The organism is uncultured Thiodictyon sp. (assembly GCF_903828115.1).
Classification (GTDB): Bacteria; Pseudomonadota; Gammaproteobacteria; order Chromatiales; family Chromatiaceae; genus Thiodictyon.
In genome coordinates, this window is sequence record NZ_CAIKKU010000250.1 from 1 (window position 1) to 22,146 (window position 22,146).

At 63.4% G+C, this 22,146-nt stretch carries 22 protein-coding genes; 14 read left to right on the plus strand and 8 right to left on the minus strand.

The genetic code is table 11. From position 1 onward, the window contains the following. The 3 genes from QZY48_RS09310 to QZY48_RS09320 all read right to left on the minus strand — a co-directional run. On the minus strand, positions 1-854 hold an 854-nt coding region (locus tag QZY48_RS09310), incomplete at its 3' end, for an Rpn family recombination-promoting nuclease/putative transposase (RefSeq protein ID WP_295430385.1). Positions 855-1,272: 418 nt separating this feature from the next. Further along, the gene (locus QZY48_RS09315) at positions 1,273-1,596 is read right to left on the minus strand and encodes a type II toxin-antitoxin system PemK/MazF family toxin (protein ID WP_295430386.1); all 324 of its coding nucleotides are present in this window, start codon (positions 1,594-1,596) and stop codon (positions 1,273-1,275) included. After that, the gene (locus tag QZY48_RS09320; RefSeq protein WP_295430388.1) at positions 1,583-1,801 is read right to left on the minus strand and encodes a type II toxin-antitoxin system PrlF family antitoxin; all 219 of its coding nucleotides are present in this window, start codon (positions 1,799-1,801) and stop codon (positions 1,583-1,585) included. Before QZY48_RS09320 ends, QZY48_RS09315 begins: the two co-directional genes overlap by 14 nt. Before the next feature lie 437 nt (positions 1,802-2,238). Here QZY48_RS09320 and QZY48_RS09325 point away from each other — a divergent pair, with 437 nt between their 5' ends. Continuing rightward, the gene (locus QZY48_RS09325) at positions 2,239-2,547 is read left to right on the plus strand and encodes a helix-turn-helix domain-containing protein (protein WP_295430390.1); all 309 of its coding nucleotides are present in this window, start codon (positions 2,239-2,241) and stop codon (positions 2,545-2,547) included. A gap of 36 nt (positions 2,548-2,583) precedes the next feature. Here the strand turns inward: QZY48_RS09325 and QZY48_RS09330 are convergent, their stop codons facing one another. Both QZY48_RS09330 and QZY48_RS09335 read right to left on the minus strand, forming a co-directional pair. Continuing rightward, the gene (locus QZY48_RS09330; protein WP_295430392.1) at positions 2,584-3,600 is read right to left on the minus strand and encodes a virulence RhuM family protein; all 1,017 of its coding nucleotides are present in this window, start codon (positions 3,598-3,600) and stop codon (positions 2,584-2,586) included. A 311-nt stretch (positions 3,601-3,911) separates the two neighbouring features. After that, positions 3,912-4,271, minus strand: coding sequence for a hypothetical protein (locus QZY48_RS09335; protein WP_295430394.1), 360 nt, complete (start codon positions 4,269-4,271; stop codon positions 3,912-3,914). A gap of 1,196 nt (positions 4,272-5,467) precedes the next feature. Between QZY48_RS09335 and QZY48_RS09345 the strand changes: the two genes are divergently transcribed. Beyond that, positions 5,468-5,776, plus strand: a complete 309-nt coding sequence (locus QZY48_RS09345; RefSeq protein ID WP_295430397.1) for a helix-turn-helix domain-containing protein — start codon at positions 5,468-5,470, stop codon at positions 5,774-5,776. 14 nt (positions 5,777-5,790) lie between these two features. On the opposite strand, the gene QZY48_RS09350 is transcribed toward QZY48_RS09345, so the two are convergent. The 3 genes from QZY48_RS09350 to QZY48_RS09360 all read right to left on the minus strand — a co-directional run bounded on the left by QZY48_RS09350 (position 5,791) and on the right by QZY48_RS09360 (position 8,057). Next, entirely contained in the window at positions 5,791-6,585 is a 795-nt protein-coding gene (locus tag QZY48_RS09350; protein WP_295430399.1) for a hypothetical protein, read from the minus strand. A gap of 36 nt (positions 6,586-6,621) precedes the next feature. Further along, positions 6,622-7,326 carry a hypothetical protein gene (locus QZY48_RS09355; RefSeq protein WP_295430401.1) on the minus strand — a complete coding sequence of 235 codons (705 nt, stop codon included), beginning with the start codon at positions 7,324-7,326 and terminating at the stop codon, positions 6,622-6,624. 410 nt (positions 7,327-7,736) lie between these two features. Continuing rightward, on the minus strand, positions 7,737-8,057 hold the full coding sequence (locus QZY48_RS09360) for an ATP citrate lyase citrate-binding domain-containing protein (protein ID WP_295430403.1): 321 nt from the start codon (positions 8,055-8,057) through the stop codon (positions 7,737-7,739). 602 nt (positions 8,058-8,659) lie between these two features. On the opposite strand from QZY48_RS09360, the gene soeA reads away from it, so the two are divergent. From soeA to QZY48_RS09420, 12 genes are all read left to right on the plus strand, one after another. Then, positions 8,660-11,560: a sulfite dehydrogenase subunit SoeA gene (gene soeA, locus QZY48_RS09365; protein ID WP_295430404.1), complete on the plus strand. Its 2,901-nt coding sequence runs from the start codon at positions 8,660-8,662 to the stop codon at positions 11,558-11,560. 298 nt (positions 11,561-11,858) lie between these two features. Continuing rightward, on the plus strand, positions 11,859-12,269 hold the full coding sequence (locus QZY48_RS09370; protein ID WP_295430406.1) for a DUF2750 domain-containing protein: 411 nt from the start codon (positions 11,859-11,861) through the stop codon (positions 12,267-12,269). Between the two features lie 57 nt (positions 12,270-12,326). Then, positions 12,327-13,049 (plus strand): sulfite dehydrogenase subunit SoeB, encoded by a 723-nt coding sequence (gene soeB / locus QZY48_RS09375; protein ID WP_295430408.1) that lies wholly within the window; start codon positions 12,327-12,329, stop codon positions 13,047-13,049. A 180-nt stretch (positions 13,050-13,229) separates the two neighbouring features. Then, a complete protein-coding gene (gene soeC, locus QZY48_RS09380) occupies positions 13,230-14,207 on the plus strand; it encodes a sulfite dehydrogenase subunit SoeC (RefSeq protein ID WP_295430410.1) in 978 nt (325 codons plus the stop codon). A gap of 29 nt (positions 14,208-14,236) precedes the next feature. Then, complete coding sequence (locus tag QZY48_RS09385; protein ID WP_295430429.1) at positions 14,237-15,049, plus strand: glycosyltransferase; 813 nt, start codon at positions 14,237-14,239, stop codon at positions 15,047-15,049. A 101-nt stretch (positions 15,050-15,150) separates the two neighbouring features. Next, the gene (locus tag QZY48_RS09390) at positions 15,151-16,200 is read left to right on the plus strand and encodes a class I SAM-dependent methyltransferase (protein WP_295430412.1); all 1,050 of its coding nucleotides are present in this window, start codon (positions 15,151-15,153) and stop codon (positions 16,198-16,200) included. Positions 16,201-16,211: 11 nt separating this feature from the next. Then, positions 16,212-17,543 (plus strand): oligosaccharide flippase family protein, encoded by a 1,332-nt coding sequence (locus QZY48_RS09395; RefSeq protein ID WP_295430414.1) that lies wholly within the window; start codon positions 16,212-16,214, stop codon positions 17,541-17,543. Beyond that, complete coding sequence (locus QZY48_RS09400; protein ID WP_295430415.1) at positions 17,528-18,571, plus strand: glycosyltransferase; 1,044 nt, start codon at positions 17,528-17,530, stop codon at positions 18,569-18,571. The genes QZY48_RS09395 and QZY48_RS09400 overlap by 16 nt, the downstream gene beginning before the upstream one ends. Before the next feature lie 173 nt (positions 18,572-18,744). Beyond that, positions 18,745-19,539 carry a class I SAM-dependent methyltransferase gene (locus QZY48_RS09405; RefSeq protein ID WP_295430431.1) on the plus strand — a complete coding sequence of 265 codons (795 nt, stop codon included), beginning with the start codon at positions 18,745-18,747 and terminating at the stop codon, positions 19,537-19,539. Between the two features lie 63 nt (positions 19,540-19,602). Then, positions 19,603-20,541 (plus strand): glycosyltransferase family 2 protein, encoded by a 939-nt coding sequence (locus tag QZY48_RS09410; RefSeq protein WP_295430417.1) that lies wholly within the window; start codon positions 19,603-19,605, stop codon positions 20,539-20,541. 53 nt (positions 20,542-20,594) lie between these two features. Next, positions 20,595-21,632 (plus strand): glycosyltransferase family 2 protein, encoded by a 1,038-nt coding sequence (locus tag QZY48_RS09415; RefSeq protein WP_295430419.1) that lies wholly within the window; start codon positions 20,595-20,597, stop codon positions 21,630-21,632. A gap of 49 nt (positions 21,633-21,681) precedes the next feature. Further along, entirely contained in the window at positions 21,682-22,101 is a 420-nt protein-coding gene (locus QZY48_RS09420) for a GtrA family protein (RefSeq protein WP_295430421.1), read from the plus strand. Positions 22,102-22,146 lie beyond the last annotated feature (45 nt).

Sequence of the window (22,146 nt, forward strand, 5' to 3'; positions counted from 1 at the left end):
GGGCCAAAGCGGCGAGTGAGCAGCCGGCGCAGAAACTTAGTCTCGCCCTCCCGCCTGCCTTCCCGCAAACCCTCATCCTTCCACTCCTGGGTCCAAGTCTTGACGCGTTCGGCCAGCATGTCGTGAAGCTCCTGTAGCTCGCTGAAATTGGGGATCTCGACGCCGGGTACGCGCGCCGGAAGCAGCACGCGCTTGAGCCAGACCACGAAGGCACGGCGCAGGCTCGCGTTCTCCGCCCCGGCGAGCCACTCGACCAGGCAGGCGATGACCCGCTGGATGTTCTCCGGCGCCTGAGCATTCTCCAAGCGGAACAAGGCGGCGGCGACGTTGGGCAGACGCGCGAGATCGGCCTCGGGGTAGCGGCGCTCTTCCAGGAGAAGATAGCGCAGTTGAGGCTGCCAGCGGCGCAGTTGCGGCGGCAGGCTCGGGTCGATCAGGTCGGCCAAGTCGGTCTTGGCGGTCCAGGGCTCGGCGCCGTTGTAGAGCACGATGGGGAGCACCGGCGGGAGCGGATCATCCGGCCCGATCGCTTTCGACCGGTGCAGGTCTTCATAGAGGAGGCCGATGTAGGTGAGGAGCCGAGCGGCCATGATGCGGTCGACGGTGGACTGAAACTCCAACAGGATGTAGACGTAGAGCCAACGCGCCCGTCCGTCCTCAATGATCCGCAGGCGCCAGATGACATCGTCGACGCGCTGACGGAGGTTCTGGCTGATGCCGACCTCGCGCACACGCTCCAAAGTGTTGAAATCCAGCCGCTCCGCCCATTCCTCGTGCACGAAGCCGCGGAGCAGGTCGGAAACCATCTTGCGATGGGAGAACAGCAGCTTATAGGAAGGGTCGTGCGTCGCCATAGGGGTTTGTCCCGCGGGGTCCGGTGTTACAAGGATACGCATTCCGTGGGCTCAATGCAGTACCGTCGGCAAACGCGGACGGGAGCACTCGGCAAGCGCTTGCGGCCGGCGAGTCTGATGCCTCGATCGCGCCGAGGTGCGCGAGATAAGCCCGCCGGGTAAGGTGCCGGGCAATTTCCGGCCAGCCCGCCCGCGCACCCGCCGCCATCAGCCTCGTCAACCGCGGGCCGGGGATGCCGCCGACGTACAGTCGCATCCTGTTGATTCTGTCTATTCCCAACCGACTTACGGAGACAAAGGGGTTGGCGACAAAGGGGCCAGGCTCAAATAACATTTGGAGTCCCGGGGACGGGATACCGAACTCCGGTCGCATCGTCGGCAGTCTGTCGCACGCAAAATCCTCAGAAACGCAACAACCTCAAGGCGCCAAGGGCACCCGCAGATCAATTTCATCCTTGCCCAGCGGCGTGGCATCCCGCGCCTCGATGGTGGCAATCTTGGCGGTCCTGGCCAGGGAGGGCGCCGGGAGTCCGGTCCCGGCGAGGTCGGGGAGGGCGATGTCCCCCGGCCAGCCCCGGTTCTCGGCGCTGGTGACCATGACCACCCACAACAGCCCGAGGGCATCGTCGTCGTAGCCGCGATTGCCGCCGACAACGACCAGTGCTGGACGCGATTGCCGGGTGGGGCGATTGGTATAGGGAAAGGGAACCTTGACGAGGTCGTCTTGTTCAAAGGTCGGCATAGGCTTTGCTGTCCGCATCCGAATACCATTCGCTGAAAGTACGGAAGGGATCATCCACTGCCTGACCGGTCTGGACCTTGCTCAGAATGACCCGCTGCCCGTCCAACTGGTACTGCAGTGCATCGCCCTCGTGCAGGTTCAGCGCTGCACGGATCGGCTGGGGGATGGTGGTCTGGGCCTTGCTGGTCAGCTTGCTGGTGATCATCGGCGTGCGCCCGCGGTCAAGGAACTTGGTCCTGATCTTAGGTGCCGGTGCGAGCAAGCGTCAAGCGCCTTGATGATCGTTTCGCCGGCCGGTGCTCGCGGCGCGGAGCGCCTGACACATGCGTGACACCGCTGGAGCGGTGTCACGAGAGGGGAGGGTTCGGTGTCGCGGGCGCGGAGTGCGCGGTGGCGAGCGCGAGGCGGGCGACGTCATGAGTCTGGGGGTCCGGTCTTGCTTTTTGCCTCCGGCCAGGCAAAAGGCAAGACCTGGCCGCATCCCCTTTGACTCCATCCCGCCCTGGGGTAAAGGTGTCAGGATCGGGTTCACTTACAATCAACTCGACGAAAGCTTGATCTGGCTTCTGACGATCTACGCCAAATCCCGGCAGGATAACGCACCAGCGCATATCCTCAGGGCACTGAAGGAGGAACTTGTCAATGCCTCTTAGTGAAAAAGAATTGATCGAACGTGACTTGGGTCGCAATGTTTGGCAAGAAGCATTGGATGCAGTGAGGAGCATTAAAGCCGGAACGGTTGGTGCTATTCATACCGTTGAACTTTCGCCCGTGGTGGAGGCGCGAAACAAGACCGGCCTGTCTCAACTGAAGTTTGCGGAGCTTCTCGGCGTATCGGTTAGAACCCTTCAAGATTGGGAGCAAGGTAGAAGACAGCCCAGTCGGGCGGCAGCATCATTGATTCGGATTGCAAGACAACGGCCGGATGTACTTCGCGAAGTCTTCGGGTAGCAAGACCCGATCCTCTACCCGCTTGATCTTGTTCGGTCATGACTCTGTCCCCTTGCGGTGCTTGATCCTATTTTCCAGTGCCTTCAGTTCGGCCTCGTCCCGCTCATCGGCCGCTTGTGCCTCTTGGGCGTTACGGCGCTGGTCGTAATCCAGAAAGAGCGGGGCAAGCTGCTGCTCCATGCGGGCATGGCTGACCGATCCCGCGCCCGCCAGTAGGGGGAAACCGTTGGCGGCGATGATCTGCCCGACGTTCTCGCGCCAGAAGGCCATGTGGGTTATGGTTTGCCGCTTGGCGCGCAGCTCGGCGGTTTCCAGAAAGATGACCACCAGGCGGTTGAGGGTGTCTATTTCATCCTCGGTCAGGTAGTTCTTCGCCACCAGGATGTCCTGCTTGCGCACCTGGACGCCCTTCCAACTGAGCAAGCCAAAATGGGCATCGGCAGAGTTAGCCCGGGCGAGGATGATTTCAGCGGCGGTCTGCTGCGTCACCGCATACAGCAGAAGATTTTGCACCGTGGCAAAGAATTGCTGGGTGGCCTGATCGGTCTTGTCGTAATCGGCGGCCAGCGCGAAGAGGTCGCGCACTTTTTGATAGAACCGCTTTTCCGAGACGCGGATGTCGCGGATGCGCGCCAGCATCTCGTCGAAATAATCCGGGCGGCCATCGGGGTTCTTGAGCCGCTCGTCGTCCATGGCGAAGCCCTTCTTCAGGTATTCCGCCAGCACCGTGCTGGCCCAGCGGCGAAACTGGACCCCGCGCGGTGAACGTACGCGGTAGCCCACGGCCAGAATGGCGTCCAGGTTGTAGAGCGCGATGGTGCGGCGCACCTCGCGGGCGCCCTCGGTTTGAACTGTCAAGGATTCCTTGACAGTTGCAGCAGGGTCCAACTCGCCGTCTTGATAGATGTTCTTAAGGTGCAGCGAAACGTTCTGCTTGCTGGCGTCGAACAGTTCTGCCATTTCCAACTGGCTGAGCCAAACCGTGCCCCGGTCGGCCCGCAGTTGCACTTGGGCTTGCCCGTCTTCGCTGGTGTAGAGAATGAGCTGAGTCATGCGGGCGCCTCTTCTAGGGGGAAACGGGGTCAGGTCTGAATGGCACTGACATAAGCTGATTCTTCATTTAAAGCTTCCTGTCATGCGTGACGACCCGATGCATTTCCGTGCCCTGTCACTTCGCCTTCTTGGGGTGCCCGTGGAGTCGGACGTCCTGCCGGGCCAGCGCCCGGGGCTCCATGAGCAGCGGGAAGTTGAGGGACAAAGGGACCAGCCTCAAATAGCATTTGGCGTCCCGAGCACGGGATACCGAACTCCGGTCGCATCGTCGGCAGTCTGTCGCACGCCAAATCCTCAGAAACGCAACAACGTCAAGCCGCCAAGGGCACCCGCAGATCAATTTCATCCCACGGGACGAAGACGCGCCGACGTTCGTTGAGTTCCAGGATGCCTGGATCGACCAAGGCCCCGACATCGGTGCGGCCAGGAGTACCGTCATGCTCGACAGGTTCGGTGAGATCGCCGATTGGTATGGGTTCACGGCGCTTGACCTTCTGGATGAGTTCCCAGGGCCTAGGCGTCAGGGTGCTCAGCATCTCAGACAGGCTCTCGAAACCAATGGTGGCAATCTTGGCGGTCCTGACCAGGGAGGGCGCCGGGAGTCCGGTCCCGGCGAGGTCGGGGAGGGCGATGTCCCCCGGCCAGCCCCGGTTCTCGGCGCTGGTGACCATGACCAACTACAACAGCCCGAGGGGATCGTCGTCGTTGCCGCTATTGCCGCCGACAACGACCAGTGCTGGACGCGATTGCCGGATAGGTCTATTGGTGTAGGGGAAGGGGCCTTGACCAAGTCGGCTTGTTCAAGGGTCAGCATAGGCCTTCGCATCCGCATCCGAATACCATTCGTTGAAGGTCCGGAAGGGGTCATCAACCGTCTGATCGGTCTCGACGTTGGTGAGGATTAGCCGCTGTCCGTCCGATTGATATTGCAGCGCGTCGCCCTCACGAGGGTTCTAAGGGTGCCTGGATCGACTGGGGGATGGTGGTCTGAGCCTTGCTGGTCAGCTTGCTGGTGATCATCGGCGCGCGCCCGCGGTCTAAGGAACTCGGTCCGGATCTTAGGTGCCGGTGCGAGCAAGCGTCAAGCGCCTTGATGATCGTTTCGCCGCCTGGTGCTCGCGACGCGGAGCGCCTGACACATGCGTGACACCGCTGGAGAGACTGGGCAAGTATTATTTTCTTTTGTAATCATTCAGATAGCGCAGCGCTGCGAGCCAAAAAAGGGGCAAAATAGCGATTTTCGGCGCTTTCTCCTCGAAAACGAGCCCTGCCTGAGCGACATATCGCTGATATATCAAGGCACTAATACTTTCACAGTCTCTGGAGCGGTGTCACGAGACGGGAGGGTTCGGTGTCGCGGGCGCGGAGTGCGCGCTGGCGAGCGCGAGGCGGGCGACGTCATGAGTCTGGGGGGTCCGGTCTTGCTTCTTGCCTCCGGCCAGGCAAAAGGCAAGACCTGGCCGCATCCCCTTTGACTCCATCCCGCCCTAGGGCAAAAGTGTCAGGATCGGGTTCATTTTGAGCTTGCAAGGCATACGGCTTTGCCGTAGTATTTGGGGGATGTTTACCCTTATCGAATCCCCCGTCTTTTCTGCGCGTTGGGCGGACTATCTTTCAGAGGATGAGCGCGGCAGGTTCGCCGCGTGGCTTGCGCGGAACCCCGAAGCAGGAGATGTCGTACCTGGGTCGGGTGGCGTTCGCAAGATACGCTGGTCCCGAGATGGCCAGGGTAAACGAGGCGGCGTGAGAGTCATCTACTACAATCAACTCGACGAAAGCTTGATCTGGCTTCTGACGATTTACGCCAAATCCCGGCAGGATAACGCACCAGCGCATATCCTCAGGGCACTGAAGGAGGAACTTGTCAATGGCTCTTAGTGAAAAAGAATTGATCGAACGTGACTTGGGTCGCGATGTTTGGCAAGAAGCATTGGATGCAGTGAGGAGCATTAAAGCCGGAAAGGTTGGTGCTATTCATACCGTTGAACTTTCGCCCGTGGTGGAGGCGCGAAACAAGACCGGTCTGTCTCAACTGAAGTTTGCGGAGCTTCTCGGCGTATCGGTTAGAACCCTTCAAGATTGGGAGCAAGGTAGAAGACAGCCCAGTCGGGCTGCAGCATCATTGATTCGGATTGCAAGACAACGGCCGGATGTACTTCGCGAAGTCTTCGGGTAGCAAGACCCGATCCTCTACCCGGCCTGTTCCAGCGGGGCTACCCCAACCTCTTGCCGCGGCTCCAGGCGGTACCGGCACCGCAGATTGCCATCAGCGTCGTCAGCGTTGAGGAGATGCTGCAGGGACAGAAATACAGCGCCGCCCTGCCAGGCGGCACTGCGATGCCCGATCAGGCCACAAACCGGCGCTGACTCGCCGCCGTGCGCGTATCCATATTGCGGCCGCGGGTGGCGTGATCCTCGATCTCGGCGGCCGTGCCGATGATGCGGCCGTACAGGAAGGTGGTGAAGGCGCCGTATTCGAGGAAGCCCGCGTCGACCTCCCCCGGCGACGTAGGGCCGCCACAGGATCTTCAGCAGGATTACGGCGATGACCGCGTCGATGTTGACGCAATAGACGTTGCTGCTGACGCCGTAGCTGGCCAGGGCATGGACCAGCTCGTGGTAGAACTGGTGGAAGACGTTGTAGCTGCCGCGGGACTGGAAGAGTTCCCGGACATAGACTTCACGGGGGTCCAGATTGACCTCCTTGCCTTTGAAGATCGGGTGGTTGATGCAGGGGATCTTGGCGTAGGACAGGTTGCCGACGGCCTTGGCCTTGGCCTTCTGGAGCTTGAAGTCGACGGCATAGTCGGCCGCGATACGGACCAGGTGCAGGCCATCATGCGGATCGCCGGGATCGGTCGGCTTGCGCCCGCTGAAGCGCTCGATCAAGAACTGCATGGCCTCGAAGCCGTTGCCGCCGTGGGCAAAGCCAGTGTGGCTCAGGAAGCCGAGATAGCCTTTGTTGACCTGGACCCGCTCGGGCATCTCCGGCCCGTCCCCGCTGACTGCACCCTTCGCGCCCTAGGCCGAGATGGTTCCGGGGCCGTTGGATGCGGTCAGCCCGAGCAGCACCGAGAAGGCGAAGCGCCCATCGGCATCGGGTCGGCACCCCAGCAAGGCGAGGTAGGCGGTCTCGGTGAAGCTCCAGTCATCGATCAGGGATTGCACCGGGACGCCGCCGAAGCGATCCGCGCCCTGGCGGGACGGGTTCACCGATGCGCCGACGATCGTCGCCGCGACGCGCAGATGCCAGGGCAGATTGACCAGGGTCGTCACCGAGATCCGCTTGTGCAGCAGCGGACGCCAGGCGACGTGGAAGCAGATGGCGGCGAGCATGGCGTCCGCGCTCGGGTGGCCGCCCTGGGCGGCGGCCAGGCCGGTCAGGTAGCGCACGGCCGGCGGTACATAGACGACCGCGACATTGAAACGGTGGCCGGCCTCCAGGGCCTCGGAAACCGTATTGTAGACCGGGATGTCGTTGAGCTCGGTCTTCAGCACCGAGCCGGACCGCCCCGGCTGCACGCCGCAGACCACGTTGCCGCCGGAGTAGGTATGGCTGATCGGGGTCACCGTGCGGCTCTCGTTGCCGAGGATGTTCAGTACGCACACCCGGTCGTCGCGGGTCGCGAGCTGGGCCAGGTTACCGTTACCGACAAAATAATGGGGGAACTCGGGGATACCCTTGCGGCGCATGGCGCCGAGAAACTGGAAGTCGTTGGCAGACATAGCGAATCTCGTGTTGCGGGCGTGTTGGTCGGGCTTGTGGTTAATAACAGGTTAAACACGTATCCAGTCGTTGTCGCTGTCGTTGTCGTTGTCGTTGTCGTAATCGGATAAGCGATTCAAGTTTCCAGCCCCTGACGGTGTCAGGCCAGGATGGCCTGACTACGCACCCGGCGAGCCCAAGCGGCCGGGATCTTGATCGAGGCCGAGCTGCCCGAGGCCGACCGGGTTTCGATTCGCCCCGTCGCTTGGGCGTACAAGGCCGTCAAGCGTTTGAAAGGCTTCGATCGCCACGCACGGGACCAACGCATACCCACAGGGATCATCTACCGAACTCGATTACGACAACGACAACGACAACGACAACGAGTGTGTTTAAGTTGTTCTTGACTCGTCACCTAGCGAACCGTTACTCAGGCGGCCGAGAGGCCCATCTGGCGGCCGATCCCGGCACGGCCCCCATTGCGCATCCAGGCGTCGATGTCGCGGGCGTAATTGACCACGCCGCTCATGGCCGAGTCGTGGCCGAACATCCGATACGGCAGCCCAAGCCCGTCGAGGGTGTCCCTGAGGTAAGCCATGCCGCGTATCAGGTTCGGTCCGCCGCGCCCGACGACGACGAACAGCGGCCGCCGGCCCTGGGTGTTGAAATAGTCCCGCAAGGCATCGGCCATGGCTCGGAAGGTGGTGTAGATGTCCGTGTTGCTGGCCTTGCCGCCGATGATGAACAGCACGTTGCTCTGCGCGAGCCAGTACTTTGATAATCGTTCGGCGGCCGGTGCCCGGGGCGCGGAGCGCCTGACACATGCGTGACACCGCTGGAGCGGTGTCACGAGAGGGGAGGGCGACGATGAAGGGCAGGGCGGGGCACCGTCCAGGTCGTGTTCCAGGGTCGCCAGGCGCAGGGGCAGGATAACGCTGGTCGCGGGTGCCGGTGCTCATGCCCGCGACCCGCACCGGGGCGCCACCGGTGCGCACGCCGATCATGCCCGGCTGGTCGGACTCCGTCGCTGGCCGGCACGACGATCAAGGCCGAGGCTGGGAGCGCCGCACCCCAGTGCGGCGCGATCTCGCAAGCGACCGCGGCGTTGCGGGTTGCGGATGGGCCGTGCCGCACCGGGGTGGGGGCTCCCGGTGGCGGAGTGATGATCGAGGCCGTAGGTACTGACCCGGCACAATCGGGGTCGCCGCCGTCGCGCGACGCACCGTCAGGGGGCCTGCCGAGGCGTCACGCACGGGCGCGCGGACCGCCTGGCCCCGCGACGCGGGTTTGCGCCGGGTCGCGGAAGAATATTAGAATCCGCTGAATTGTTACCCCGCCACCTCAGGTTGCCCCATGCAGGACCCCACCACCCTCTCGGATGCCAGCGTCGGCCGGGTCGAGGTCAAAGAGACCACGTGCTACATGTGCGCCTGCCGCTGCGGCATCCGGGTGCACCTGCGCGACGGGGAGGTGCGCTATATCGAGGGCAACCCCGACCACCCGCTGAACCACGGGGTGATCTGCGCCAAGGGCTCCTCGGGGATCATGAAACAGTACTCGCCGGCGCGTTTGACCCGGCCCCTGCGGCGCAAGCCCGGGGCGGAACGCGGCACCTCGCAGTTCGAGGAGATCTCCTGGGAGGCGGCCCTCGAGCTGCTGACACAGCGGCTGGGGAAACTACGCGCCGAGGACCCCAAACGCTTCGCCCTCTTCACCGGGCGCGACCAGATGCAGGCCCTGACCGGCCTCTTCGCCAAGCAGTTCGGCACCCCCAACTACGCCGCCCACGGGGGTTTCTGCTCCGTGAACATGGCCGCGGGGATGATCTACACCATCGGCGGCTCCTTCTGGGAGTTCGGCGGACCGGATCTCGACCGCGCCAAGCTGTTCGTGATGATCGGCACCGCCGAGGACCACCACAGCAACCCGCTCAAGATCGCCATCTCCAAGTTCAAGCGGCAGGGCGGGCGCTTCATCTCGATCAACCCCATCCGCACTGGTTACTCGGCCATCGCCGACGAGTGGGTGCCGATCAAGCCGGGGACCGACGGCGCCCTGCTGCTCGCCCTCATCCACGAGCTGATCCGGCTCGGGCTCTATGACCGTGATTTCCTGATCCAGTACAGCAACGCCGCGGAGCTGGTGGTGGACGACCCGGCCCGCGACGACCATGGGCTCTTCCATCGGGTCGACGCCAATGTCGACATGGAGTGTATCGACCCCGAGAACAAGCTCTGGTGGGATCGCACAGAGGGCGCCGTCCTCACCCACACCCCGGGCGCCGACCCCCACCTGATGGGGAGCTACACCCTGGAGGACGGCACCCCGGTCAAGCCCGGTTTCCAACTCTTGAAGGAGCGGGTGGCGGAGTGCACGCCGGACTGGGCGGCGGCCATCACCGGCATCCCGGCCGCCACCATCCGTCGGCTGGCCCAGGAGATGGGCGTGACGGCGCGGGATCAGAAGATCGAGTTGCCGATCCCCTGGACCGACTGCTGGGACAACGAGCACGCCACCGTCACCGGCAATCCGGTCGCCTTCCACGCGATGCGCGGTCTGGCCGCCCACTCCAACGGCTTCCAGACCACCCGCACGCTTGCGATCCTGATGAGCATCCTGGGGACCATCGACCGTCCCGGCGGCTTCCGCCACAAGGCCCCCTACCCGCGGCCCATCCCGCCCTGCCCCAAGCCCCCGACCGGTCCCGAGTGCGTCAAGCCCAACACCCCGCTCGACGGGATGCCGCTCGGCTGGCCGGCCCGCCCGGAGGACCTGTTCGTGGACGCGCAGGGGGAGGCGGTGCGCCTCGACAAGGCCTTCTCCTGGGAGTATCCGCTCGCCGTCCATGGCCTGATGCACAACGTCATCACCAACGCCTGGCGCGGTGACCCGTACCCGATCGATACCCTGTTCCTGTTCATGGCCAACATGGCCTGGAACTCGACCATGAACACGCTCGAGGTCCGCCGGATGCTGACCGACAAGGGCGCCGACGGGGAGTACAAGATCCCCTTCCTGGTGGTCTGCGACACCTTCTCCTCCGAGACCGTCGCCTTCGCGGACCTGGTGCTGCCCGATACCAGCTACCTGGAGCGTCATGACTGTCTCTCCATGCTGGACCGGCCCATTTCCGAGTTCGACGGCCCGGTCGACTCGGTGCGTATCCCCGTGCTGCCCCCCAAGGGCGACTGTCGGCCCTTCCAGGACGTGCTGATCGAGTTGGGGGCACGGCTCAGGCTCCCCGCCTTCGTGCGCGAGGACGGCAGCCCCAAGTTCCGTGATTACCCCGACTTCATCGTCAACTACGAGACCTCGCCTGGTTCGGGCATCGGCTTCCTGGCCGGCTGGCGCGGCAAGGACGGCGACAAGTTCATGAAGGGCGAGCCCAATCCGGCGCAGTGGGAGCGCTACGCCGAGCACGGCTGCTTCTACCACCACGAACTGCCGCGCTCCTACCAATATATGCGCAACTGGAACCAGGGCTACCTGCACTGGTCGCGCGTCCACGGCATCACCCGGTACGCGGACCCCATCCTGGTCCATATCTATTCCGAAGTGCTGCAGCGCTTCCGCCTCGCCGCCCAGGGCAAGCGGCCTGGCCGGCGGCCCCCGGAGCGGCTGGCGCGGCGCGTCGCGACCTATTTCGACCCCTTGCCCTTCTACTACGAACCATTGGAGAATGGGTGCATCGACACCGAGCGGTATCCGCTCAACGCCCTGACCCAGAGGCCCATGGCCATGTACCACTCGTGGGACAGCCAGAACGCCTGGCTGCGCCAGATCCACAGCCACAACTACCTGTTTGTCAGCCCGCGGGTGGGGGCGGCCAACGGGTTCGGTGACGGGGACTGGATCTGGGTGGAGTCCGCCCATGGCAAGGTGCGCTGCATGTGCCGCTTCTCCGAGGCCGTGGAACCCGGCACCGTCTGGACCTGGAACGCCATCGGCAAGGCGGCCGGGGCCTGGGCCCTGGGCAAGCAGGCGGACGAGTCGCGCAAGGGCTTCCTGCTCAATCACCTGATCAGCGAGGAACTCCCCGCCGACGAGACCGGTGACCACTATTCCAATGCCGACCCGGTGACCGGCCAGGCCGCCTGGTTCGATGTGCGGGTGCGGGTCTACAAGGCCGGTGCCGACGAACCCAAAGAGACCTCTCCCCAGTTCGCCCCCATGCCCACCCTGCCCGGGCAGGAGCGCCGCCGCGGCAGGTGGCAGGCGTATGTGGCTGGCTTGTTCCAGAAAAAGGTACGTTAGTGCGGGCGGAGGGCGAGCGCGACCCCTGGCGGGACGGGGCATGCGCCCCGTCCGGCTCTGTCGTTGTCGTTGTCGTTGTCGTTGTCGTAATCGAGGTTATCCTAGCGCCGTGGATTCTCTCGCATCCCAGAGTGCATCGGTTCTCCGATTACGACAACGATTACGACAACGACAACGACAACGACAACGACAACGACAGCGACAACGACGATGGTGTTTGTGTTTAACCTTTTCTTGACTCGTTATCAACGTACTTCCGTACTCCCGTACTAACGTACTTCACCAACCAGGTGGCACCATGACAGACCCCTCCGTCGATCCCCAAGAGAACCACGACCGCTTCGTGCGGGAGGTCCGTGCCAGCGGCCAGGTGTGGGGCCTGCAGTCCGACCACGGCTGGGCCGTGTGCGAGTCCGTCGAGTATGAGGAGACGGATGTCTATGTCTTCTGGTCGACCGTGGACGCGGCGGCCATCCATTGCACGGATGACTGGGCGGGCTATACCCCCGCCAGCCTGGAACTCGACCTCTTCATCGATACCTGGCTCGCCGGAATGAGCGAGGACGGGGTCCTGGTCGGGACCAACTGGGACGCGGAGCTCGAGGGCCTGGAGGTCGAGCCGTCCGACTTGGCCGAGGAGTTGCTGATCGAGGACTACGAAGAAGAGGACGAAGATGGCCCGCAAGACGACGACCGCGGCCGTCCGTAAGCCCCGCTCAGTCGATAAGCTGTTGCGGCGCGCAACGCCAATGAGAAGGAACCGCCCATGACCCAACTGGCCTTGGTCATCGACCTCAATGTCTGCGTCGGTTGTCACGCCTGCGTGACCTCCTGCAAGCAGTGGAACACCTCCGGCTGGGCGGGGCCACTGGTCGACCGCAATCCCTATGACGCGGCCCCCACCGGGACCTTTTTCAATCGCGTCCAGACCTTCGAGGTCGGTACCTTCCCGGACACCGAGACGGTGCACTTCCCCAAGAGTTGTCTGCACTGCGAAGAGCCGCCCTGCGTGCAGGTCTGTCCCACCGGAGCCTCCTACAAGCGGGCCGACAACGGCGTCGTCCTGGTGGATTACGACAAGTGCATCGGCTGCAAGTATTGTTCCTGGGCCTGCCCCTATGGCGCCCGGGAAGTGGACGAGCAGCAACGGGTAATGAAGAAGTGTACCCTGTGCATCGACCGCATTACGGACCTGACCTTGCCCGAGCGGGAGCGAAAACCCGCCTGTGTCCTGGCCTGCCCGGCCGGTGCCCGGCTCTTCGGCGACGTGCACGATCCGGATTCCGAGGTCTCCATCGCCATTCGCGAGCGGGGCGGTTACCCCTTGTTGCCCGAGTGCGGCACCCAGCCGGCCAACCATTACCTGCCGCGGCGCAAGACCCGGATGTATATCGATCCGGAGGAACTCGTCCGCGCCGACAACCCCTTGCGCAAGGAGGACCTCACTACCTACCAGGGTGAGGAGACCTTGGACGACGTCACATGGTAAGAAAGTACGTTAGTACGGTAAGAAAGTACGTTAGTACGTTAGTACGGAAGTACGCGAAGAAAGTCTGCCGGTCGGGTAATGCTTACGTACTCCCGTACTCCCGTACTCCCGTACTCCCGTACTCCCGTACTAACGTACTAACGTACTAACGTACTAACGTACTTCTTTAATCGAGAGCCCATGCACCCCGCCTTCTCAGTCATTTTCCTTACCACCCTGATCGGCGCCGGCCAGGGGCTGTTCCTCGCCCTGTTCACCGGCCAGGTCCACGCCCTGGCCAACTTCCTGCCGACCCAGGGGGCGGCCTTCTATGCCGTCGGCAGCCTGCTGGCCCTGCTGTTGCTGGCGGCTGGGCTCATCGCCTCCTTCTTCCATCTGGGGCGGCCGCTGCGCGCCTGGCGGACGCCGGCCCGCTGGCATGCCTCCTGGCTGTCCCGGGAGGTCGTGATCCTGCCCGTGGCGATGGGCCTCATCGCTGCCTACGGGCTCGCCCACGCGCTGGGCTTCACGACGCCCTTCTTCACCCTGGGTAACTGGCTGCGGGTGGACCCGAGTCTCGTACTCGGCCTGGCGGCCACCCTGGCGGTTTTCGCCCTGTTCGTCTGCACCGCCATGGTCTACGCCGGGGTACCCTTTCTCGCGGAGTGGCGCTCCCCGCTCACGGTGGCCAACTTTACCCTCTTCGGGCTCAGCTCCGGGTTCCTGCTGGCGAGCGCCTATGCCGCCTACAGCGGCAATGCGCTGGCGGCCGTCTATGGTGTCTGGGGGGTGATCTTCACCCTGATGGCACTGGTGACCCGGTGGTCGTCACTCTACCGCAATGACCATTTGAAACCCAAGAGCACGGTCCAGACCGCCATCGGCGTGCGTCATCAGAGCGTGGTCCAGAAGGCACAGGGGGCCACCGGCGGGTCCTTCAACACCCGGGAGTTCTTCCACGGCCGCAGCCCCGCCACGCTACGCCAGGTGCGCCTGGGCTTCCTGGTCCTGGTCTTCGCGGTGCCGCTGCTGCTGATGGCGGCCGCCTACGTCACCGGCTCCGCGACCCTGCCGATCGCTGCGTTCGGCGCCCAGTTCGTCGGGCTGCTCGCCGAGCGCTGGTACTTCTTCGCCGACGCCCGCCACCCCCAGAACCTCTACTATCAGAGCGTCGCCTAGTGAGCCTGAACGGTGATGGCCTACCGCTGGTGTCGGTCGCGATACCGACTTACCGCGGTGCCGCCCATCTGGCGGCCGCAATCGACTCAGTATTGGCACAAAGCCTCGCCGATTTCGAGTTGATCGTAATCGACGACCACTCGCCCGATGAGACCGCGCAGATCCTGGCCAGCTATTCCGACCCGCGTCTGATCTGCCTGCGCAACCCCGTAAACCTGGGGCCCGCCGGCAACTGGAACCGCTGCCTCAGCGAGGCCCGTGGACACTATTTCAAGCTGCTGCCCCACGATGACGTGCTGGCGCCGCACTGTCTCGAGCGCCAGGTCGCGGTACTCGAAGCGGACCCCGACGAGTGCATCGCGCTGGTCTTCAGTGCACGCGATGTGCTTGGTCCCGACGGCCGCCGACTCACCCGGCGCGGCTACCCGGGCGGACGGGAGGGTCGCATCGCCGCCGCCGCGGTGATGCGCTCCTGCATCCGCCGCGGCACCAACCTGCTCGGCGAGCCGGGCGCGGTGCTGATGCGCCGCACGCTGACCGCGCGGATCGGCGCCTTCGACGCGACCTATCCCTATGTCATCGACCTGGACTACTGGTTCCGGTTGCTCGCCCATGGCGATGCCTGGTATTGTCGCGATCCGCTGGCCGGATTCCGCGTCTCCGCCCAGCAGTGGAGCGTGGCGATCGGCCGCTCGCAGAGCAAGGAGTTCCTGGCCTTCGTCAGTCGCGTGGGTCCGCGCCTCAGCAGTGCGCCCGGTCTTGCCGATCGAATGGCGGCGCGCGTGATGGCCTCGCTGAATAACGTATTGCGCCTGGCATTCTACCGGCTTTACCTGCGCTGAGGGGGCATGATCGAGTGCGCTCGCGCCGGGGCCCGAACCACTGCAGCAGCGTCCATGCCGGCGCCTGCCGAATAGGGCACCCTGCCACTCCCAGGATCAACATGACCAGCAACGACCAGATTCAGACCGAGCCCCATCCCACCTGTGTGGTTTGTGGGGGTAGCGGTACAACCAAGTATCGGGACCTGACCGATCGCCTGTTCGGCGCCCCAGGTTCATGGACGATCAAGGAATGTGACGCGCCCGCGTGCGGTACCCTGTGGCTGGACCCGCGACCCACCTTGGCTGACATCGGCAAGGCCTACGGTGACTATTACACGCACGGCGATGGGCAGCAGCGAACCGTCGTGAAGAGGGTCGTGCGTGCATTGGCAAGGGAACTGGCGGCGTCACGCTACGGGTTTTCCGCGAGCCGCCTGCCCTGGCCGGGTAAACACCTGGCGACCGCGCTGGCGATGCTCTATCCAGGGCTCGCGGCTCACCTGGACCTGCTGGTGCGCTATCTGCCGGCCAGCATGTTTGGGGGCGGCCGGCTCTTGGACGTTGGGTGCGGGGACGGCGAGGCGCTGGAGATTCTCCGCGACCTGGGTTGGCAGGTCTGCGGGGTGGAGGTCGACGCCCAGGCGGTCACGGCGGCCCGTCGGCGTGATCTGGAGGTGAAGCAAGGCACCCTCGCCGCGGCGGGCTTTCCGGACGAGACCTTCGACGCCGTGACATCGAGCCATGTCATCGAACATGTGCATGATCCGCGAGCATTTCTGACAGAGTCGCGACGCGTGCTTCGCGGCGGTGGGACGCTGGTCGCGGTCACTCCCAATGTGAGAGCCTGGACCCACAAGTCCTTTGGTTCCGACTGGCGAGGTCTGGAGCCCCCACGTCATTTGGCATTGTTTACCGCTGAGAGTTTAAGGCTGTTGGCAGAATCGGCAGGGTTTCGCCAAATTCGCGTGATAAGTACTGCGAGAGCGGTGGCGTTATCGGAGATAGCTGGCCGCAAGCTGCGCGATGAGGGGCGCTACCAAGACGGACTATGGCCCGGTCTTCCATTATGGTTGCGGGCACAAGCCAGACAGTCGCTCGAATCACTCTATTTGACAGCTGGTATCAGGGCAACCCAAGGCAATGAATTGGTACTCATGGCCACGCGCTAGCTGCCTCGAAAATGGATGACCTTGCCCGCCTGCGCAAAGACCGTGGAGCCAAGGCCAAGCGGACCGGCGTGTGGGGGGTGATTTATCAGGGCGTATACGCTGCCACCCAACTCGTTGCGCTCGGGATGTTGGTTCGCTATGTGGGTAGGGAGCAGTATGGGCTGTGGATGACCATACTCGCGGTGACGACTTGGGCGCCGGTCGCCAATCTTGGGCAGACCTCGGTTCTTCTCACCAGACTGGGTGCCCTGGCGCACACTGACCGACCGTCCGCCGGTCGGGTGTTTTCCGCCAGTACCGTGCTGGTGACCTCAGCAGCGGCGGTGCTGCTGCTGATCATCGCTCTCTGCGTCCCGCTCGTCTCCTGGAGCGGGCTCCCCGTCGGCGACGCCTCGCTGTGGCTGGCGCAGGCTACCGCCGCGGTGGCACTCACGGTGTCGGTTCTGACGTTGCCTGCCGTGTTTGCCGGGTGCGCCATCTTCGCCCACCAGCGTGGCGACCTGGTGCATATGATCATGAGTGCCGCGAGTCTGATCGGGCTCGCGGCGATGGCAATAGCGATGCGGCTGCAACAGCCGCTGTGGGTGGTCGGTGGACTCAGTCTGGCGGGTCCCCTGCTGGGCGGCCTGACGCTCTGGTGGCTGGGGCTGGCGACCGGACTGATGCCGCGCCCGCGGTGGGCGCTGGTGGACCGCAAGACCCTGACGAACCTCATGAAGACTGGACTTGTCTTCTTCCTGACCGATGCCGCCGCCATCCTGCTGCTGCGCTCACCCGACGTGATCGTGGCCTCTGTCGATGGGGTGGACGCGGTGGGTCCCTTTGCGTCCGTTGGCCGCCTGCCGTTGTTGCTGGTAGCCGTGTTTCAGGCGGTATTGCTGCCGTTCTGGCCGGCGCTCGGGGAAGCGGCGCAGCGCCGGGACTATGAGTGGATTAGGCGTACGGCAAGATATACCCTGGTGCTGGTCCTGTCGCTGGGAACCCTGGCTGCCGCAGGCATCGGTGTGGCGGGCACTGCAGTCGTCGAGGTCTGGATGGGGGGGCCGGGTTTTTCAACTCCGGGTCTCCTTGCCGCTGCCTGTCTCCAGACTTTGAGTCTCGGGCTGTTCTTCTGGTTGTTCGTGCTGCTTGGGGCGCTGTCGATGCAGCGCCAACTGGCCGTGGTGGCCGGGGTGACGACCCTGATATTTCTGCCGTTGGCGTTTCTCTCCGGCACCTGGTTGGGTCCGGTGGGGGTGGCCTTGGCCCAGGCGCTGGCCCTGTTGTGCTGCGCAGTCCCCTTGGGCACCTTGGTTCTCTATCGTTACCTGGCGGAGCACGCACCCCGATGTCCCCCACTCTGAGCGTTCTCGAGTCGCGTGGCGCTGCTGCACCAGTCAGCATCTCGGTGGCCATGACGACCTACAATGGCGCCCGCTACGTGGCTGCTCAACTGGAATCAATCGCGGCACAGACGTGTCGGCCCGACGAGCTCGTCATCGGCGACGATCAATCGCGCGATGATACTGCGGCCGTGGTGGGCGCGTTTGCCCAACGCCATCCCGGCATGGCGGTGCGCTTTGAACGCAATCGCGAGCGACTGGGTTCGACCCGTAACTTTGAACAGGTCGCGCGGCGTTGCCGCGGTGACCTGGTGGTCTTTGCCGATCAGGACGACCTCTGGCTGCCCCAGCGTCTCGCCCGGGTTGCCGCGACGTTCGCCGCCAATGCCGATGCATCCTATGTGTTCTCCGATGGCCTGCTCATTGACGAGGATGGTGATGCAGTAACCGGGACCCTTTTCTCGAGTGTGGGTTTCACCTCGGCCGAACAAGCCGCCTATCGGAATGGCGACGGATTGAGGGTCTTGCTCAGGCACAATGTCGTCACCGGGGCCGCGTTAGCGGTAAGGCGCGCGGACTTGATCCGGACGCTTCCCTTTGAGCCAGGATGGATCCACGATTACTTTATCGCGTTCCTGCTGGAGGCGATGGGGCGAGGGATATGCCTCGCGGAGCCGCTCATCCGGTACCGCTGCCATCGCAATCAGCAGGTGGGCGTGGCCCGCCAGGGACTCGCGCAGGCCCTGGCCTATGCCCGCAAGCAGACCGCAGCCTATTGCCGCCGGGAGGCGCAGAATTTCCAGGCGCTACGCGCGCGCTTGGCCACTCGCGGCTTGGCCCCGACACATCCGCTGCCGGCGACCCTCGACGACAAGTGCCGTTTCATCATCCAGCGTGCACGGATGCGCACCGAGCCGCTGAGCGCCCCCGGCTTGCTGTGGCGGGCGCTTCGCCGCGGGGACTACGTACGCTACGGTCTCGGCTGGCGGCAGGCAGTGGTGGACCTCATGGCGGTGGCCTTGGCGGTCAGGGCGCGGCATCACCGGTGAAATTGCAAACGCCGGGTGCAGCCTGACGATTTCGCTGGTAAGATTCGACGAGATTGCCGGACCCGACCTCGCGACGTTTGTCGGGGGCAGGGTGAAGGCGGCGAACGCGACCAGTGCCCGGTGGTTTCTCCAGGATCGCAATAGGCCGGAGTCGTTGTGACCAGTTGGGCCCGGTGGTGGCAAGTTCGGGTTTTCCGGAACAGCGAAATGGTAAAGGTGTCCTGACCAGCATGGGTAATGAAGATTTTCTGTCGAAGCCGAAACTGCTCGATCTGACGCGCTACCACGTCAACACATTTGTCAAGGAGGTCGCCGCGTCGCTGCCGGACGGATCACTGGTATTGGACGCCGGTGCCGGTGAGTCGGCATATCGGCGCCTGTTTGCGCGATGTGACTACAAAGCAATTGATCTCGGTGTGGGCGACAGCAAATGGGACTATCGTAATCTCGACTATATCGGCCCACTGGACGATATGCCGATCGATAGCGAAATGTTCGATGCCGTGGTCTGCACGCAGGTGCTGGAACATCTCGAATGGCCACGGGAGAGCGTCGCCGAAATGTATCGGGTACTGAAACCGGGAGGTCGGCTTTTCATCACGGTGCCGATGTCACATGGGGAACATCAGGTTCCCTATGATTTCTTTCGTTACACCTCCTACGGCCTGCGTTCGATCTGTACACACGCGGGCTTTGCGCAGGTGGATGTAAAGCCTTTCGGCGGCTCCTACGTGCGCTGGGCGCACGATCTTCCGGTCGTCCTGTTACCTTCGCTGCTGAAGCGCCCCAAACTGGCCGAGTTGGGGGTGTCAGGTGTCATTCTCTATCCGTTTAAACTGCTGTTGCGAGTACTGCTGTTGCCCGTTCAAATGGGGCTGCTGTGGCTCGATCGCTTCGATACCAAGAAGGACCATCCGTTTGGCTGGCGGGTCGTGGCTCAGAAACCCGAGCCGTTGCCCTCGCCCTGAGCGCCCCTCCGCGCCGCAAGTGAATAGCCCCCTTTCTTGCCGCTCAACCGCCGAGGGCTAACTATGACCGTCCGGCTCGCAATTGTCGTACCCTGCTACAACGAAGAGGCGGTGCTGCCGGAGACCAACCGCCGGCTGCTTGCGCAACTCACGCGCCTGCGGGAACTGGGGTTGACGAGCGATGACAGCACGCTGTTCTATGTCGATGACGGCAGTCAGGACGGCACTTGGCGGCTGATCGAATCGCTCGCCGCGGCGGATTCGCGGGTGCACGGCCTCAAACTGTCGCGCAACCGCGGCCACCAGTGGGCGCTGATGGCCGGACTGTTGGCGGTGGAGGGTGATGCCCTGGTCAGCATCGACGCCGACCTGCAGGACGATGTAACGGTGATCGAGGCCATGGTACGGGAACACCTCGCCGGGGCCGAGGTTGTGTACGGGGTGCGCGATTTGCGGCAGACCGACGGCGCGTTCAAGCGCGGCACTGCACTCCTGTATTACCGCGTGATGAAGATGATGGGTGTGGAATTGGTGTACAATCATGCCGACTTCCGTCTGCTCGGCCGCCGTGCGGTGGAGGCCCTGCGGCAGTACGGTGAAGTCAACCTGTTTCTGCGCGGCATAGTCCCGCTGATCGGCTACCGCGCCGCGACCGTCAAATACGACCGCGCGGAGCGTTTTGCCGGCGTGTCGAAATATCCGCTGCGCAAGATGCTGAACTTTGCGATCGAGGGCATCACCTCATTCAGTGTCGTGCCATTGCGGCTGATCACCCTGCTGGGTTTCCTGGTCTCATGTTTCAGCTTTGTGATGATCCTGTATATCGTCTACGGCACCCTGGTGTTGCAGGCGGTCGTCCCCGGCTGGGCCTCGTCGGTGGTGCCCATCTATTTCCTGGGCGGCATCCAGTTGGTGTCCATCGGCATCCTCGGCGAGTACGTTGCCAAGATCTATCTGGAGACGAAGCAGCGACCACGTTACTTCATCGAGGAGAGCATATGAACGCCCACGGGCCTGTGATGACGTCCCCCCAGCGACCGACCGGCACCAACGCGATGCCAACCAGTTGGTCGCAACGTACCGGGGCCGCGGTGTCCGTCAGCCCGACCTCCGGACTGGTCACGGAACCGCTCGTCCGACCGGCCGATCCCTTGCTCTCGCTGGTCGTGCCGGTCTATAACGAGGCGGAGTCGGTTCAACTCTTTTTCGATACCTGTCGGTCGGTGCTGGATGCCGCGGCGGTTCGGTTCGAGGTCGTTTTCGTAAACGACGGCTCGCGCGACGAGACCCGGGGGCAGTTGCTGCGGTTGGGAAGCGCCGAACCCCGCTTGAGACTCATCAATCTGTCGCGGAACTTCGGCAAGGAGATCGCCCTGTCGGCTGGGCTGGACTTCGCCCGCGGGGATGTCGTAGTGCCGATCGATGTGGACCTCCAGGACCCGCCGCAGTTGATCATCGAGTTCCTGGCGCAGTGGCGCAACGGTTACGATGTGGTTTATGGTATCCGCGGCAGCCGGTCTCACGACGGCTTCGCAAAACGGGCGACATCAGCGTGGTTTTACCGCCTGTTCAATCGCGTGTCCAATACCGAGATACCGGCGGATGTCGGCGATTTTCGGTTGCTGGACAGACGGGTCGTCGATACCCTGAACCGGATGTCGGAGCGCAATCGATTCATGAAGGGATTATTCGCTTGGGTGGGGTTTCCGGCGATCGGCATTTGTTATGACCGTCCCGCACGTGCGGCCGGCGCCACGAAGTGGAACCACTGGCGGCTTTGGAATTTTGCGCTCGACGGATTTGTCGGCTTCTCAACCGCCCCCTTGCGCATCTGGGCCTATCTCGGGGCGAGTGTGGCGATGCTTGCCCTGCTGTACGGGTCATTCATTGTCGTGCGGACCCTGATGTTTGGAATTGATGTTCCGGGTTACGCCTCCCTCCTGGCCGCAGTACTGTTCCTGGGAGGTCTGCAATTGTTGTCGATCGGCGTCATCGGCGAATATCTCGGACGGCTTTTCGTCGAGGTGAAGGCGCGCCCGCTCTACATCGTCGAGTCCAGTTTTCCCACGCCGATGAACGGCACTGATCTCTGACAGGCGAGGGACTCGCCGCAACTCAAATGCCACCACCCCGGAGGGATCGATGAGGCCAACTGAAACCCTGTCGGGGCCGGTGCCGCGATGGGGGTTTGTGCAGTCGCTCACGGCCGCGCGCTTCGGTGTCGTGGGTGTCATTGCCACCTTGGTTCACACCGCGGTGGCCTGGTGTCTGGTCGCGGTGGGCGGGGCCGGGGCCTTTCAGGCCAATTGGCTTGCCTTCATCCTCGCGTTTTGTCTTTCCTTCACCGGGCACTACCACTGGACGTTCCGCACCCGCACGCATTGGCGGCGCGCCCTCGGGCGGTTTTTCCTGGTGTCAGTCAGCGCCTTCGCGCTCAATAACCTGATGCTTGCCATCTTGCTGTGGTGGGATCAGGTACCCGCCGCGGCGGCGGTGGTGGTGTCGGCCTTGGCCATTCCAGTATTGACCTTTTTGGCTTCGCGCCTCTGGGCTTTTCAATGAAACACATGCGGTCGGTCTGGTTTGGTGGGGTCCTTCCATGCAGTG